Origin of the sequence: Rhodococcus globerulus NBRC 14531, from assembly GCF_001894805.1 — a bacterium.
Classification (GTDB): domain Bacteria; phylum Actinomycetota; class Actinomycetes; order Mycobacteriales; family Mycobacteriaceae; genus Rhodococcus_F; species Rhodococcus_F globerula.
This window is the reverse complement of sequence record NZ_BCWX01000001.1, coordinates 181,613-195,878: the sequence shown is the minus strand read 5'-3', so window position 1 is coordinate 195,878 and position 14,266 is coordinate 181,613. Positions and strand designations below refer to the sequence as shown.

The window sequence follows — 14,266 nt, the reverse complement described above, 5'->3', positions numbered from 1 at the left end:
TTCAGCAGCTTCCGGCGACCGCTGCGTCGAATCCGCGCGTTACCTCGGCCTGCTCGTCGGCGGACAGAGTCGACCATTCCGGGTAAGCCTGCACCGACGTCAGCATGTCGTTCGCCAGCGACTCACGGGTCAGTCCGATGTCGTCGCCTGATTCGTCGATCGCCTGCTGATATCCGTCGAGAAACTTGAGGACGTCGTTGCAGGCTTGCTCGTACGTGCGCGGAAGCCCCGCTACCGCGGTGCCCTCGGTAGCGGTAACGCCATCTGTATCGGTCGCCGGCGCAGTGGACGTCAGAGTCCCCACTTCGGTCGGCGTCCCGCCGTCGGAACCGCAGGCCACCAGCGCTATCAATGAACAGGCTCCGATGAACCCGACAATCGTTTTCTTCATCTCTTCAGAATGCCAGAGCTGACTGGGCAGCCGAGCCGCAGAGCCCCGGCCCCGATCGCGACACCGTGATAGTCTTACGTAGCTGCAAGGTAACTAGGGGCGGGTTTCCGCAGTCTCCTACTCGATTCGAGCGGGATGTACAGTAGAAGAGATTCGTCTCAAAAGGGGTAGAGGCTTGTGGGACTCTTTCGTAAGCGCGGATCCCGAGAAGAAGACGACGATCGTGAGGCGAGCCTCGATCGCGAAGACCCAGGGTATGCCGTGTGGTTCTCGAACGTATCCGATTCGGAGGGCCAACCTATCCCGTACAAACGGCCACTGACGTCCCCGGTGTATCCGCAACTTCAGCCGCCCCCGCTCGACCCACCGACAGTGGTTCCGCCACCCCTTTCCGGTTCCGCCGGCGAGTGGCTGACCGCCGATCGTATCGGTGAGGCCGAAACAATAAATGTGTCTCTATCTGCGCATTACGGACCTATTTCGCAAAACGCGCAAGCAGGACAAACCCCTCGCGCGCTGGATCCAACCCGCCCCCAAGCCCCGCCGAAGAATGTACCGATGACTTCGCCGCCGAAGCATCAACTGGAGTCGCAGCGCTCCCCTGCGCCCTATCCCACGCCCTACAAAGGAGAAGCAATGAGCAACATCGACAAGGTCCTCGGCGAACTGATGCGTATCGACGGCGCCACAGGTGCAGCCGTCGTCGACGCCGACAGCGGCATGGTTCTCGGCATGGCCGGAAACCCGTCCTTCAGCCTCGAATACGCCGGTGCCGGAAACTCCGAAGTTGTGCGCGCAAAGCTCCGCACGATGAGTAACCTGGGAATTACCGACACCCTCGAAGGCATCCTGATCACCCTGACCACCCAGTACCATCTCATCCGCGTGATCGAGACGCCCGGAATGTCCACACTCTTCGTGTACCTCGTCCTCGAACGCACGCGCGCGAACCTGGCACTGGCTCGCCACAAGCTGGGTGAGCAGACTCCCAAGATCGAGATCTGAACAAACTCGTTCCACAGGCCCGGAAGTCGATACCGACTTCCGGGCCTTTGTGTTGCTTCGACGCTCCGCCCGACTCCCTGTTTCAGAGCGAACGTACCTCTCGGCGCATCCAAGGCGACGAAAGGTGCGTTCGCTCGGTCTGTTTCGGTCCACTTCGTCCGCTTCAGACCGAAATGTCGCGAATGACATACTTGTAGTTCGTCTCTAAACAGAAATGAGCTCTCGACACATGTCACGCACGGCAATCAGCAGGCGCAGCGCAGCTGCTGTTTCGATCGGCTTTGTTGCCGCACTGATCCTCGGAGGGTGTTCCAGCTCGTCAGCCGCCGAAACCGGCAGTCTCGGTTCAGGTATCGGATCCGGTGTCACCACCAGCTCGTCGGCGCTCACGAGCGACAATGCTGCTGTATCCGCCGCTTCCACACTGTTGGCGCAAATTCCGATCAAGGGACGCGCCCCCAAAACCGGATACGACCGCGCGTTGTTCGGCACGGCCTGGACCGACGATGTCGACGTCGAGTTCGGCCACAACGGCTGCGACACCCGTAACGACATCCTGGCCCGCGACCTGACTGCCCTCACGTACAAGGACGGCAACCGGTGCACGGTGCAGACCGGAACGCTCGAGGATCAGTACACCAACACCACGATTGCCTTCACCCGTGGTCAAGACACGTCGTCAGCAGTCCAGATCGACCACGTCGTAGCGCTGTCCGACGCCTGGCAGAAGGGCGCTCAACAACTCGACACGCAGACGCGCACCAACCTCGCCAACGACCCACGCAACCTGCGAGCCGTCGACGGTCCCGCCAACCAACAAAAATCCGATTCCGACGCCTCGTCGTGGCTGCCGCCCAACCGGGGATACCGCTGCCAGTACGTCGCTGCGCAGGTCGAGGTAAAAGCCGCGTACAGATTGTGGGTGACCCAGGCCGAACACGACACCATCGCCGGAATCCTCCAGGACTGCACGGGAACTGCTCCGGTGCAGCCCGCCACATCCCCGCCACTTGTCACGTCCAAGCCGATTGTCACCTCGGCTCCGGCAGCGGCGGTGACCGCGCCGTTCAAGAACTGCGCGGCGGCCAAAGCTGCGGGCGCAGCTCCCGTACGTATCGGTGACCCCGGCTACGGTGCCCACCTCGACGGCGACGGCGACGGCGTGGCCTGCGAGAAGTAACCGCCTGCGGGAAGTAACGCTCAGCCAGGTGTGTCCTCGATCGTCCACTGAGGATGCTCCCGCTGCGGCGTGACGCTGATCGCGCGGTAGGAGTAGCCGTCCTGCTGCGTGATCTCCCAGGTGAAGTCGACGGTTTCACCGACAAAAAGTTCCCTGTATCCGCCACGGATCATCCGCGAATGGCCGGGCTTCAGTTCAGGCATCGCATCGGCCCAGATATGGGAGAAGAAGGCCCAGCAGCCGCCAGGGGTATCAGCGGATTCGATCACGCCCCAACCTTGCTCGCCGTTCCAGATCGAGACGGTTCCCTTGCTCATCGTTCGATACTCGCACGGCAGCCTGGCCCCTGACGAGCAGATTTACACTCTCCCCTCCCGGGAGGGTAGGGTCTGACGATCTCGTAAGGACGGAACCCTGATGGCTGCAACCACACTCGACACCACCGCCGACGACGGCACCGTACGGTCTGCGCTGCGCTCGCCCCGGCGCCTCAAAACCGAAGTGCTCGGCGGCCTCGTTGTTGCCCTGGCACTTATCCCCGAGGCGATTTCGTTCTCGATCATCGCCGGTGTGGATCCGCGGGTGGGTCTGTTCGCGTCGTTCACCATGGCCGTCACCATCGCGATTGTCGGTGGCCGACCGGCGATGATCTCGGCAGCCACAGGCGCAGTTGCACTGGTTGTAGCGCCCCTGACGCGGGACTACGGCATCGACTACCTCATTGCCACTGTTCTGCTGGCCGGAGTCCTGCAAATCGTGCTGAGTCTGCTCGGGGTGGCAAAACTGATGCGGTTCATCCCGCGCAGTGTGATGGTGGGATTTGTCAACGCACTCGCGATCCTGATCTTCATCACCCAAATTCCCCACCTGATCGGTGTGCCGTGGCTGGTCTATCCACTTCTTGTGTGCGCCATGCTGATTCTGATATTCCTCCCCAAACTGACCACCGCTGTCCCGGCGCCGCTGGTGGCCATCGTCGTGCTGACCGCGGTAACAGCCGTCTTCTCGTTCGACGTGCCCAATGTCGGTGACGAGGGCGAACTTCCGTCGAGCTTGCCGACTTTGATGTTCCCCGACGTCCCACTGACGATGCACACGCTCTCGATCATCGCGCCGTTTGCTCTGGCCATGGCATTGGTCGGACTTCTCGAATCATTGATGACTGCAAAGCTTGTCGACGACATCACCGACACTCACTCGAACAAGACTCGCGAGGGCTGGGGGCAGGGAGTTGCCAACATCGTCACCGGAATCTTCGGCGGCATGGGCGGTTGCGCAATGATCGGACAGACGATGATCAACGTCAAGGTCTCGGGAGCGCGAACCCGGATTTCCACCTTTCTGGCCGGAGTGTTCCTGCTGATCCTGGTGGTCGGCCTCGGCGATGTGGTGGCCTTGATCCCCATGGCTGTTCTGGTCGCAGTGATGATCATGGTGTCCGTCGGCACCCTCGATTGGCACAGCATCAATCCTAAAACACTGCGGCGCATGCCCCTTGGCGAGACCATCGTCATGCTCGTGACCGTCGCCGTCACGGTAGCGACGGAAAACCTCGCGTACGGCGTCATCGTCGGAGTCATCACAGCCATGGTGATATTTGCCCGTCGCGTCGCTCATCTGACCGAGGTGGTCGACATTGCGCATCCCGACGAGAACACGCGGGTCTACGCGGTGCGCGGCGAACTGTTCTTCGCGTCGAGCAATGACCTGATCTACCAGTTCGACTACGCCGGCGACCCGCAGAACGTGATCATCGATCTCTCCGGCGCCCATATCTGGGATGCGTCCACCGTCGCTACGCTGGACGCGATCACCACAAAATATGCAGCTCGTGGCAAGAACGTCGAGATCGTCGGCCTGGACGCCGCATCCGCGGAACGTCACGTCCACTTGTCCGGCCGGATGGGAGCAGGTCACTGACATGGAAAACAAGCCCATGAGGATCGGCCAGGTTGCCGAGCGCACCGAATTGTCGATCAAAACCATTCGCCACTACGACGATGTCGGGTTGGTGACGCCATCCGAGCGCAGCGGCGGGGGTTTCCGGCTCTACACCGAATCCGACGTCGAACGCCTGCTCGTGATTCGGCGGATGAAGCCACTCGGATTCACCCTGGACGAGATGAAACAGCTGCTCGAATCCTTGTCGATCCTGGCCGACGACGCCGCTGATCCCCTATCGCGGACCACGGCAACCGAATTCATCTCGGCCTGCCATACGCGCGCCGAGGACAGCTGCAACCACCTGCGCAAACAGCTTGCCTACGCCGAGGAGTTGACGGCAGTGCTCGCAGCACCGATTTCGGCAGAGTTCCCGGCACAGCTGCGTCCCTGAACTAGGCTGGACACATGGCCAGATACTTCGATGTCCACCCGCACGACCCGCAGCCGCGTGCGATCAGCCAGATCGTCGCAATGCTTCGGGACGATGCCCTCATCGCGTACCCGACAGATTCCTGCTACGCCTTGGGCAGCCGGATGGACAACCACGGTGGCGTCGATCGGATTCGCGACATCAGGGCGCTGCGCTCCGATCACCATTTCACCTTGGTGTGCGCGGACTTCTCACAGCTCGGCCACTTCGTGCATGTGAACAACGCCGCGTTTCGCGCTGTAAAAGCTGCCACGCCAGGGCAATACACGTTCATCCTGCCCGCAACCAAGGAAGTGCCGCGGCGCCTTGCACATCCGAAGAAGAAAACCGTCGGCGTGCGAATCCCGAACCATCCGGTAGTGCGTGCCCTTTTGCACGAACTCGGCGAACCGCTGCTCTCGAGCACCCTGATATTGCCCGGTGCAGAAGAACCCATGACGGATGGTTGGCTGATCAAGGAAGAACTCGACAACCAGCTCGACGCCGTTATCGACTCGGGCGATTGTGGCACCGAACCGACAACTGTCGTCGACTTCTCGTCCGGTGCACCGGAGGTTGTCCGCGTCGGCGGCGGCGACCCGTCACGTTTCGAGTAAGCGCTTCGATTTCATGTCGCAATCTCAGGATCTGGTCGGCGCTGTACTCGGATTGTCGATCGGCACCATAACCCTGGTGGCCGTTGCATCGCTGATCGCGAAGTTTCCCGGCGACGAGCCGAACTCCGTGATGGGAATACGCACCAAAGCAACCATGTCGAGCCCCGAAGCTTGGCAGCAGGCCCATCAAGCCGCCCGCCCAGGGCTGCGGCGGGCAACATGGATTGCGCTGGCCGGCTTTGCTGTTCAGCTTGGCATCGCCATCACGATCGGCGTCGGGACTGCTGCTTCTGCGACGGCGGCCGCAGTCGTGTTTGCCGCGGTGACGGTCGCGATCCTGGCTGCCGCACTGACCGGCAACAGGGTCGCGCGAGAAATTCAGTGCCGCAACTGAATCCGCTCTCCTAGGTGGGAATCAGGACACTGGCAACAAACGCCTTCACCAGAGCCCGCTCGTCACGCGCGTCGACGCCAGGCACCATGAGGAGCGAGAGAATGACTCGTACCGTCCACTTCGCCTGAGCCGCGTCGGCACTGCTGCCGAGGAACGCGGCGCCCAATCCGTTGATGACCTCCGACGAATTCGCAAGCTCACCGGCCAGACTCGCATCGCCCGGCAAAAACCACACCGCCAGGGTCGGGGTACTGCGCACCGCGGCCACCGCCGAGAGAATCGCCGTTTCGAGTCGCTCGCGCGGATCGGTGATCGGCGCAACAGTCGTGGCAATGGCAGCACCCAGCGTGCGAGCCTCACGGTGAACAAACGCAACGTGCAGGGCCTGCCGATTCTCGAAATAGCGGTACAGAGTGGCCCGGGAACAACCTGCAGCAGAGGCTATCTCAGCCATTCCCACCGCGCCTACGCCCTTCTCGACAAACAACAATGCCGCGCTGTCGAGAATCTTCTCGGCAGCAGCAATGGCCCGGCCGTCCCCCAGCCAGTCGCTGCTCACGACGCGTTCACCGACAGCGGAGCCGTCAGCGGACGGCGGACGTAGTTTCCCGGTGCGTAGGTCATCGCGTCGATGTCGACGTGGAAGTCGGGAATGCGAGCCAGCAACTCTTCCAACGCAACTCGTGCTTGCATACGAGCAGCCGACGCACCCAGACAGTGATGTGCTCCGTGACTGAACGTCAAGATCTTCTGCGGTTTGCGCAGCACATCGAGTTCACCGGCATCGGGGCCGTACTTCGACGGGTCACGATTAGCTGCTCCGTACATCAACAGCACCTTGCGCCCGGCCGGAATAGTCTTGCCGCCCAAGCTCACATCGCGGGTGACGGTTCGAGCAAGACCCTGCACCGGCGACGTGAGTCGCAACAGTTCCTCGACCGCGTCGGTGATCAGTTCCGGATCGTCGATCAGAAGCTGACGCTGGTCGACTCGCTCGGTCAGCATCGCCACCGAACCGCCCAACATCCCTGTTGTGGTGTCGTTTCCGCCTGCCACCATGGTGAACGCAAATCCCAGGATCGACAGCAAACCACTGATGTCCCCCTCCTCGCCGAGTCCTGCCGCCAGAAGGTGTGAGATCGTATCGTCGCCCGGTTCCACCTTGCGTCGCTCGACCAACGACGCGAAGTACATCATCAACTCACCGGTCGCGGCCTGCGCCGTTGTTGCTGCGGCGAGCGCACCCCCGGCAGAATTGGCCGCAACGATCGCCTCCGTCCACCCGTCGAACTGGTCGCGATCGGATTCCGGAACCCCCAGGTAGTGCGCAACAACCATCGACGGCAGTGGCTTGAAAAGTTCGACGACGATGTCACCGCCGCCGCGAGCTTTCAGTGCCTCGATGCGCTCGACCACAAACTCCCGAACCATCGGCTCGACGGCAGACACCTGGCGGGGCGTGAATCCCTTGGAGACCATGCGGCGAAACTCCGACTGAGCCGGCGGATCCTGCATCACAAAAGGCGGATTGTCCTGCATACCTATCTGTTCCAGCTCGCCGTAGACGGTGGTCAGACCCTTGGCGGACGAGTACGTCTGGTAATCCCGCGCTGCGTTGTAGACATCCTCGTGGCGCGTGAGAACCCAATAGTCGTCACCGGGCGCCTCGGGGACCACATGATGAACGGGGTCGTACTCACGCAAGGCGTCGTACATCGCCCAGGGCGATCGCCAGGATTCCCCGGTCGACGGAACAAACCGTGGCAAGTGTGACACAGATGACGTCATGCCTCGACTATGAGACAGAATCACGATTATGTCAATGCTTGGTGTTCAATGCTTGGTGCTCATGGGATGCATCCGCCGCATTATCGTGTTGCCATGAGCACGGAGCACAGTTCCAGCAGCAAGACCCGCACCGTTGTCGCAGTCCTCCTCCCCCGCGAACACCTGCCCTTCATCCGCGATTGGTGCGTGCACCACATCGAACAGGGATGGGACATCGTGTTGTACGACAACACCGGCTCCGTTGGATCGTCGCGGCGCAGCAGCGCATTCAGCCTGAACCGGTGGCACGGAGGAAGCGTCGACAAGCGCGGAAACTCCTACGGCGCGTACACCGAAACACTGTCCGACAGTGACGTTCAAGCAGCATTTCGCCGCGAACTGCAGGGCCTCCCGGTCACGGTCGTCGAATGGCAACCCCGGAATGCGGAAGGCCGGATAGTGCACGGCCAGGTCGAGGCATACGTCGACTACATCACGAGATTTCGCACTACTGTCGCCTGGAGCGCCTTCATCGACGCCGACGAATACCTCCAGCACGCACCGGGATTGAACTGGGACGACCTACTGCACGCTGCATCGGAACAGGACTGCCACCGCATCCAACTCGACGCACTGGTCTACGAATCACGCTGGACCAGCCGCGGCGAACCACGCGAACTGCGAAGCCTCACATGCCAAGGGCTGCAAGAGTACGGCTGCAAGAACATCGTTCGCCTGTCGGAAGTTCTCGACGCCGACATTCACTGGTACTGGAAAACCACGGGGGAAGACACCCGCATCACACCGGACCGCTCGCTCTTCTGGTTCCGTCACTACCGCGGCAGCGAGGCAGTCCTCGACCTCACGCCGAAGGAGAATTACACCCGGCCGGACACTGCCGAAAGTCTGGAAGTTCCGCAGGCCCGCTTCCAATGAATGTGTCTGCAAGACACAGATATTGGAACGGTAGATAGACCTCCGGCCCGCGACCTGTTGCCAGTTCGCGGGCCGGAGATTCAGATCAGAAACAGATCAGGAGCCGGTGCCGGCGTTGATCAGTCCGGCGAGGCCGAGGATCGCGCCGACGCCGCCGATGAGGCCTGCGATGGGCGAAGCGTACTTAGCCAGGTCGCCGAGCAACTTAGCGGTATCGGCGTCAATGCTACCTGTGGTTGGCATTTCAATCTCCTCATCATGGAATGTGTGCGTGTGCCCCACGCCGGGTATGTAACGGCGCTCACACTAGCTGTAAGACGACCGATTTTAAAAGCGGTTCCACTGAGTGGGATGCAAATCACATCCCGACCAGTAAGAAGCCAGGAGAAATACTGCGCGGAGGAGGCAACCATTCGGGGACCGCTAAATGACGAGCAGGAGAACAACAGTGGGCAAATTGGACGGAAAAGTGGCGCTCATCACAGGCGCTGGCCAAGGTGTTGGGCAGGGAGTCGCATTTGCCCTGGCCAAGGAAGGTGCGTCCATTGCAGTTGTCGGTCGCACCGAATCGAAGCTCGTGGACACGTGCAAGGAAATCGCCGACCGTGGTGGCCGCGCCGAGCCGGTGCTGGCCGATGTCAGCGACGGAGACTCAATCACCGCTGCTGTTGACCGAACCGTCGAACTGTTCGGCGGCGTCGACATCCTCGTCAACAACGCGAGCCTGAACCCCTTGGGCAACATTCTGGATCTGACGCCCGAGAAGCTGGCTGCCGGACTCGAGTCCGGGCCCGTGGCAACTCTGCGCACGATGCAGGCGTGCTACCCGTCGATGAAGGCCCGTGGCGGCGGCGCGATCATCAACATGGTCAGCTCGGTGGCCGTTCGTTGGGACGCCAGCGGCTACGGCGGGTACGCGGCCGTCAAGGAGTCCGTGCGTGCGCTCACGCGAGCAGCAGCCTGCGAGTGGGGTGTGGACGGGATTCGTGTTCTTGCTGTCGCCCCACACGCGTCGTCGCCCGGTTTGCAGCGGTGGGCCGAGGCTCGCCCCGAGGAAGCAGCGGCCTTCGTTGCCAGCATTCCGATGCGCCGCATCGGTGACTGTGAAAACGACATCGGCACTGCCGTCGCGTTCCTCGTCGGACCCGACGCCGGCTACCTGACCGGTGCCACAATCCCGCTCGACGGTGGACAGTCCCGCTGGGGGTGACAGAACTGTGGACGGCCCTGGATCGATTACCGATTCAGGGCCGTTCGACTGTGCTTTTACTACGATCACCCAGCAATGTCCTGTCCTCAGCCGTTGATCGGTGAAATACAAATGCCACCAAAGCGGACGACAGGCTCAGAACAGTCAGAATGATTAACCCGACCATCCACCACATGGCTGCCAGTATGCCGGACGGTGCGTCTGCGGTGACAAGCACCCAAATGAGATCGGGCAAACCGGACAACTGCGAAACCGTTTCTGCCACAGTCCAATAGACCAGTGGCGTTCGGCGCCGCTACAACACTGCGTGATCGACGGCACAGGGCACTCACACGATCAACAAATACAGGGCATTCTGGAGGGATGACTTTGCCCCGTTCCGCCGTGGAAGCCGTCGACACTGCGCTCAGTGCCCCGTGGGGCGGAATCAGCAACATCGCCGACCTCGACGGGGACATGCACTGGGTAGACTTCGGTGGACCGGAAGACTCGACACCTATCGTCCTGGTTCACGGACTTGGCGGCTCGCATTTGAACTGGGTCCGGGTGGCGCCCACGCTGGCGAATCACGCCCGTGTCTACGCGGTGGATCTGCCCGGCTTCGGCCTCACACAGGCTCTCGGTCGCACTACACACATTCAGGCAAATGCTGCACTCCTGAACCGGTTTATCGACAACGTTGTCGGGAAACCGGTCATTCTGTTCGGCAACTCGATGGGCGGAATGGTATCTGCCCTCGCTACCGCCGCCCGCCCTGATTCGGTGGCCGGCCTGGTATTGGTCGACCCGGCACTGCCGCTACCGATTCGGATCCCCGACCCCGTTATCGCTGCCCAATTCCTCGTGTACGCGCTGCCCTATGTGGGGGAACGGGCAATGAGCCTTGGCCGACGGACGATGACGGACGAGCAGTTGGCGACGCAGATGACCAACCTCTGCTTCGTCGACCCAGCCCGCGCCGACTCCGAGGTGGCTACAGCAGGCGCGGCCCTGGCGAAGATCAGGCGCGAATTCGCCACTCAGGATGCAGACTTCCTGCAAGCTGCACGATCACTGCTCACCGTGTTGGCCCGTCCACAGAAGTATCGAAAAGCATTGCGCGACATCAGTGCTCCCACCCTCCTGCTGCACGGCGAGCGCGATCGCCTCGTCTCGGTAGCGGCGGCACGATCTGCCGCCGCAGCACATCCGCACTGGACCACGATCATCCTCGGCGACACCGGGCACACTCCCCAGCTGGAATTACCCGACGAGTTCAACCGTCATGTCCTGGCCTGGCTCTCGCACACGAGCCTGATCACGACCTGACACTCACCGGAACCACACCCATGGATCGGCCGTCCCGATCGAGCAAGTGCCCCATCAGTTTTGGCGTGTCCAGAACAACTCGCCGGTCCACCACTTCGAGCGTCGGCGCCCGGGCAGCCAAGTCCGCTTCGAGTGCCGCGAGGTCAGGCAGTGCGCGAAACCACCCGGCAAAGAAGAGGTTGTTCGATCCGGCAACGGCGACAACAAGACGAATCTCCGTCCGGGCCCGTAGGATTCGCGCCGCACGCTCCGCATCGAGCACTGGAATCCGAGCCGTGAACAGTACCCGGATCGGCCGCCCCGTCGCGAATCTCGCCAATTCACAACGCAACAGAGTGTGCTGCGACAGGGCGCGGCCCAGCCGTCGACGAGCCGTCGAGGTGCTGATCTCGAGTTCATGAGCCAGTTCGGTCACCGACACGCGCGGTCTGCGTCCGAGAACGTCGATCACGGCGACCGTTGCCCGGTCCAACGGATGTCGGCGGCCGAGTGGCGGCGGTGCCACCCCTGATTCACGCAACGTCCGAACACCGGACGGTTCGAGAGTGCCCAGCCGCCAACGGCTTCCCTCGGTGAATACCCTGGTGACAGGATGCACCACGACGTCGGTCACCCCGTCCTGAAGTTGCAGATCGTCGAGTACGTATCGAGCCAGCGCATCTGTGCCGACAAACAACGCTTCCGCCATGACTGCGCAACCACCCGAGTGAACGTTCACGCTCATCACATGCGCGTGCGCCACGAGTTCGTCGACGATCCGTTTGCGTGATCGAGGTTCGCACCGGATGTCGAGGAATGCCAACACCGATCCCGCGTCGGCAGCCGGGTACGCCGCTATCCAGGCAGTGCCCGAGTCGGTGAGAGATCTCCACCGACGCGCAGCGGTCACCGGATCAACCCCGACAACGCTGCCGATCAACGCCCACGGTGCGCGCGGCTGTACCTGCATCGCGTGGACGATTCGCAGATCGATCTCGTCCAAAACTATCGAATCCTGCATGAAGAGATAAATTAGTACACAAATACTGCATTTTGGTCCGCAGATCCCAGCGCGAACGCAGTCTCAGACGATGACGACAAAAGATCGCGCGGCCAAGCACCTCGACACCATCTCCGATGCCGCACTGGCACTGAGTCACCAGATCCATGAAGATCCCGAACTCGCGTTTGCCGAATACAACGCGTCGGCCGCCGTCGCGGACATGCTCGAGGGTGCCGGTTTTGCGGTCGAGCGCGGTGTTGCCGGACTCCCGACCGCACTCGCCGCTACGTACGGCAACGGCGAACTCGTGATCGGACTGTTTGCCGAGTACGACGCGCTCCCGGACATCGGACATGCCTGCGGGCACAACATCATCGCCTCTGCCGCTGTGACCGCGGGATTGCTCCTCGCACCGTTGGCCGACGAATTGGGAATCACCGTGGCCGTCTTCGGAACTCCCGCCGAAGAGGGTGGCGGCGGAAAGGTCGTCATGCTCGAGGAGGGCATCTTCGATTCACTGCACTGCGCCATGATGGTGCACCCCGGCGCGGGAGACCTGCGCGCCCCCAACATGCTTGCCATCTCGCACCTCGACGTCGAGTACACCGGAGTGTCCTCGCACGCGTCGTTTGCCGTCGGCGCCGTCAACGCGGCCGACGCGTTCACCGTCGCCCAGGTGAGCATCGGTTTACTGCGACAGCATCTTCCGAAGGACGTTCAAGTTCACGGCTACGTCAGCGACGCCGGTGTCGCACCCAATGTCATTCCCGGTAGTTCACACGGGACGTACGCCGTCCGAGCCGAAACGCTGGGCGGCGTCGAGGCAGCCCAGCCCAAGGTGGAGCAGTGCTTCACCGCCGGTGCCATCGCGACGGGTTGCGACATCGCGATGACGTCACCGTCGCCCGCGTACGCGGAGTCACGGTGGGATCAGCAGTTGAGCGTTCTCTACCAGGAGAACCTCGAGGCTCTCGGTCGCACGTTCTTCGATTACAACGGTCCGGCAGCCGGATCGACGGACATGGGCAATGTCTCGCACCGCATCCCCACCATCCATCCCATCATCGGAATCGAATGCAACGGCGCCGGCAATCACCAGCCCGAGTTCACTGCGTACTGCCGCTCCGAGACCGGCGACAAAGCCGTCCTGGACGGCGCGCTGGGACTGGCGTGGACGGCGATCGACTGTGCAACGGATGCGGAGGTGCGTGCCCGGCTCCTTGAAGGACCTGCCGCCCCGTGAGTCTTTTCGGTAGCGTCAACCACCACAACGACGCCCAGGAGGAACTCATGCTCGACGGAACTCCCTGTTGGATCGACCTCACCAGTTCGGACACCGAGGTCGCGAAGAACTTCTACACCAACGTGTTCGGCTGGCAGGTCGACGGCAACGACGATCCGCAGTACGGCGGATACGCCATCTTCAGCAAGGACGGGCAGCCCATTGCCGGTCTCGGCCCCCAGCAGGAGGGCAATCCGTACGGCAACATCTGGACCACCTATATCTCGTCCTCCGACGCGGCTGCCTCGGCCGCCAAAGCGGAGGCTGCCGGCGGCACGATCATGATGCCGTCCATGCAGGTCGGCGATCAGGGGAGCATGGCGATTGTCGGCGATCCGGCCGGTGCGGTGATCGGAATCTGGCAGCCCGATCAGCATGAGGGATTCGGTGTGGTCGGAGTTCCCGGCGCTCCGGTATGGCACGAGACGATGTCGAAGAATTACACGGCGGCTCTGCCGTTCTACGCGGATGTGTTCGGCTGGCAGTTCGAGTCGATGGGTGACACGGACGAGTTCCGCTATTCACAGGCCAAGCTGGGCGGCCCCGCGATTGCCGGCGTCATGGATGCCAGTTCGTTCCTGCCGACGGAGGTGCCGTCGTTCTGGCAGGTGTACTTCGGCGCCGACGACACCGATGCCGCGGTCGCAAAGGTCGTCGAGTTCGGTGGCAGCGTCATCGCGGCCCCTGAGGACACCCCGTTCGGACGCCTGGCGGGTGTCGCAGATCCACTAGGGGCGGCGTTCCGTATTTCGACCATCGTGGGCTGAGGGCCTGCGGCCCTGTGCGCCTTTCCGGTAGCGCCGACTACCAAAAAGGCGCACGGGGGCTTCGCCCCCAATTT

17 protein-coding genes are annotated in these 14,266 nt (G+C 62.1%); 11 read left to right on the top strand and 6 right to left on the bottom strand.

Annotation, left to right across the window (positions count from 1 at the left end):
• Position 1: 1 nt before the first annotated feature.
• Positions 2–391 (bottom strand): hypothetical protein, encoded by a 390-nt coding sequence (locus tag RG2_RS00855; protein ID WP_033231666.1) that lies wholly within the window; start codon positions 389–391, stop codon positions 2–4.
• 636 nt (positions 392–1,027) lie between these two features.
• On the opposite strand from RG2_RS00855, the gene RG2_RS32140 reads away from it, so the two are divergent.
• Positions 1,028–1,396: a hypothetical protein gene (locus RG2_RS32140; RefSeq protein WP_207787497.1), complete on the top strand. Its 369-nt coding sequence runs from the start codon at positions 1,028–1,030 to the stop codon at positions 1,394–1,396.
• Positions 1,397–1,625: 229 nt separating this feature from the next.
• On the top strand, positions 1,626–2,576 hold the full coding sequence (locus tag RG2_RS00845; protein ID WP_033231668.1) for a GmrSD restriction endonuclease domain-containing protein: 951 nt from the start codon (positions 1,626–1,628) through the stop codon (positions 2,574–2,576).
• 20 nt (positions 2,577–2,596) lie between these two features.
• Here the strand turns inward: RG2_RS00845 and RG2_RS00840 are convergent, their stop codons facing one another.
• Entirely contained in the window at positions 2,597–2,893 is a 297-nt protein-coding gene (locus RG2_RS00840; RefSeq protein WP_051730275.1) for a hypothetical protein, read from the bottom strand.
• A gap of 100 nt (positions 2,894–2,993) precedes the next feature.
• Here RG2_RS00840 and RG2_RS00835 point away from each other — a divergent pair, with 100 nt between their 5' ends.
• The 4 genes from RG2_RS00835 to RG2_RS00820 are packed head-to-tail and all read left to right on the top strand — an operon-like array spanning position 2,994 to position 5,940.
• Complete coding sequence (locus RG2_RS00835; RefSeq protein ID WP_033231669.1) at positions 2,994–4,496, top strand: SulP family inorganic anion transporter; 1,503 nt, start codon at positions 2,994–2,996, stop codon at positions 4,494–4,496.
• Positions 4,497–4,512: 16 nt separating this feature from the next.
• Positions 4,513–4,911 carry a MerR family transcriptional regulator gene (locus tag RG2_RS00830; RefSeq protein ID WP_033231837.1) on the top strand — a complete coding sequence of 133 codons (399 nt, stop codon included), beginning with the start codon at positions 4,513–4,515 and terminating at the stop codon, positions 4,909–4,911.
• Between the two features lie 14 nt (positions 4,912–4,925).
• Positions 4,926–5,546: an L-threonylcarbamoyladenylate synthase gene (locus RG2_RS00825; RefSeq protein WP_033231670.1), complete on the top strand. Its 621-nt coding sequence runs from the start codon at positions 4,926–4,928 to the stop codon at positions 5,544–5,546.
• A 13-nt stretch (positions 5,547–5,559) separates the two neighbouring features.
• Positions 5,560–5,940: an SdpI family protein gene (locus tag RG2_RS00820; protein ID WP_033231671.1), complete on the top strand. Its 381-nt coding sequence runs from the start codon at positions 5,560–5,562 to the stop codon at positions 5,938–5,940.
• A 10-nt stretch (positions 5,941–5,950) separates the two neighbouring features.
• Here the strand turns inward: RG2_RS00820 and RG2_RS00815 are convergent, their stop codons facing one another.
• A complete protein-coding gene (locus tag RG2_RS00815; protein WP_033231672.1) occupies positions 5,951–6,499 on the bottom strand; it encodes a TetR/AcrR family transcriptional regulator in 549 nt (182 codons plus the stop codon).
• Complete coding sequence (locus RG2_RS00810) at positions 6,496–7,728, bottom strand: cytochrome P450 (RefSeq protein ID WP_033231673.1); 1,233 nt, start codon at positions 7,726–7,728, stop codon at positions 6,496–6,498. Before RG2_RS00810 ends, RG2_RS00815 begins: the two co-directional genes overlap by 4 nt.
• A 93-nt stretch (positions 7,729–7,821) precedes the next feature.
• Here RG2_RS00810 and RG2_RS00805 point away from each other — a divergent pair, with 93 nt between their 5' ends.
• The gene (locus RG2_RS00805) at positions 7,822–8,643 is read left to right on the top strand and encodes a glycosyltransferase family 92 protein (RefSeq protein WP_033231838.1); all 822 of its coding nucleotides are present in this window, start codon (positions 7,822–7,824) and stop codon (positions 8,641–8,643) included.
• A 96-nt stretch (positions 8,644–8,739) separates the two neighbouring features.
• Here RG2_RS00805 and RG2_RS31665 read toward each other — a convergent pair whose 3' ends face one another.
• A complete protein-coding gene (locus RG2_RS31665; protein WP_155276676.1) occupies positions 8,740–8,886 on the bottom strand; it encodes a hypothetical protein in 147 nt (48 codons plus the stop codon).
• Positions 8,887–9,091: 205 nt separating this feature from the next.
• On the opposite strand from RG2_RS31665, the gene RG2_RS00800 reads away from it, so the two are divergent.
• Together RG2_RS00800 and RG2_RS00790 are read left to right on the top strand one after the other, a co-directional pair.
• On the top strand, positions 9,092–9,853 hold the full coding sequence (locus RG2_RS00800) for an SDR family NAD(P)-dependent oxidoreductase (protein ID WP_033231674.1): 762 nt from the start codon (positions 9,092–9,094) through the stop codon (positions 9,851–9,853).
• Between the two features lie 363 nt (positions 9,854–10,216).
• Positions 10,217–11,161 (top strand): alpha/beta fold hydrolase, encoded by a 945-nt coding sequence (locus RG2_RS00790; protein ID WP_051730277.1) that lies wholly within the window; start codon positions 10,217–10,219, stop codon positions 11,159–11,161.
• Here RG2_RS00790 and RG2_RS00785 read toward each other — a convergent pair.
• Positions 11,151–12,161, bottom strand: a complete 1,011-nt coding sequence (locus RG2_RS00785) for an Lrp/AsnC family transcriptional regulator (protein WP_033231675.1) — start codon at positions 12,159–12,161, stop codon at positions 11,151–11,153. The two genes, RG2_RS00790 and RG2_RS00785, sit on opposite strands and share 11 nt — an antisense overlap.
• Positions 12,162–12,231: 70 nt before the next feature.
• Here RG2_RS00785 and RG2_RS00780 point away from each other — a divergent pair, with 70 nt between their 5' ends.
• Together RG2_RS00780 and RG2_RS00775 are read left to right on the top strand one after the other, a co-directional pair.
• A complete protein-coding gene (locus RG2_RS00780; RefSeq protein ID WP_033231676.1) occupies positions 12,232–13,386 on the top strand; it encodes a M20 family metallopeptidase in 1,155 nt (384 codons plus the stop codon).
• A 47-nt stretch (positions 13,387–13,433) separates the two neighbouring features.
• Positions 13,434–14,192 (top strand): VOC family protein, encoded by a 759-nt coding sequence (locus RG2_RS00775; RefSeq protein ID WP_033231841.1) that lies wholly within the window; start codon positions 13,434–13,436, stop codon positions 14,190–14,192.
• Positions 14,193–14,266: the final 74 nt, after the last annotated feature.

Bases quoted from the DNA above. Each gene is read 5' to 3' on its own strand.
- RG2_RS00855 (WP_033231666.1), bottom strand. From the start codon at position 391: ATGAAGAAAACGATTGTCGGGTTCATCGGAGCCTGTTCATTGATAGCG.
- RG2_RS32140 (WP_207787497.1), top strand. From the start codon at position 1,028: ATGAGCAACATCGACAAGGTCCTCGGCGAACTGATGCGTATCGACGGC.
- RG2_RS00845 (WP_033231668.1), top strand. From the start codon at position 1,626: ATGTCACGCACGGCAATCAGCAGGCGCAGCGCAGCTGCTGTTTCGATC.
- RG2_RS00840 (WP_051730275.1), bottom strand. From the start codon at position 2,893: ATGAGCAAGGGAACCGTCTCGATCTGGAACGGCGAGCAAGGTTGGGGC.
- RG2_RS00835 (WP_033231669.1), top strand. From the start codon at position 2,994: ATGGCTGCAACCACACTCGACACCACCGCCGACGACGGCACCGTACGG.
- RG2_RS00830 (WP_033231837.1), top strand. From the start codon at position 4,513: ATGAGGATCGGCCAGGTTGCCGAGCGCACCGAATTGTCGATCAAAACC.
- RG2_RS00825 (WP_033231670.1), top strand. From the start codon at position 4,926: ATGGCCAGATACTTCGATGTCCACCCGCACGACCCGCAGCCGCGTGCG.
- RG2_RS00820 (WP_033231671.1), top strand. From the start codon at position 5,560: ATGTCGCAATCTCAGGATCTGGTCGGCGCTGTACTCGGATTGTCGATC.
- RG2_RS00810 (WP_033231673.1), bottom strand. From the start codon at position 7,728: ATGACGTCATCTGTGTCACACTTGCCACGGTTTGTTCCGTCGACCGGG.
- RG2_RS00805 (WP_033231838.1), top strand. From the start codon at position 7,822: ATGAGCACGGAGCACAGTTCCAGCAGCAAGACCCGCACCGTTGTCGCA.
- RG2_RS31665 (WP_155276676.1), bottom strand. From the start codon at position 8,886: ATGCCAACCACAGGTAGCATTGACGCCGATACCGCTAAGTTGCTCGGC.
- RG2_RS00790 (WP_051730277.1), top strand. From the start codon at position 10,217: ATGACTTTGCCCCGTTCCGCCGTGGAAGCCGTCGACACTGCGCTCAGT.
- RG2_RS00785 (WP_033231675.1), bottom strand. From the start codon at position 12,161: ATGCAGGATTCGATAGTTTTGGACGAGATCGATCTGCGAATCGTCCAC.
- RG2_RS00780 (WP_033231676.1), top strand. From the start codon at position 12,232: ATGACGACAAAAGATCGCGCGGCCAAGCACCTCGACACCATCTCCGAT.
- RG2_RS00775 (WP_033231841.1), top strand. From the start codon at position 13,434: ATGCTCGACGGAACTCCCTGTTGGATCGACCTCACCAGTTCGGACACC.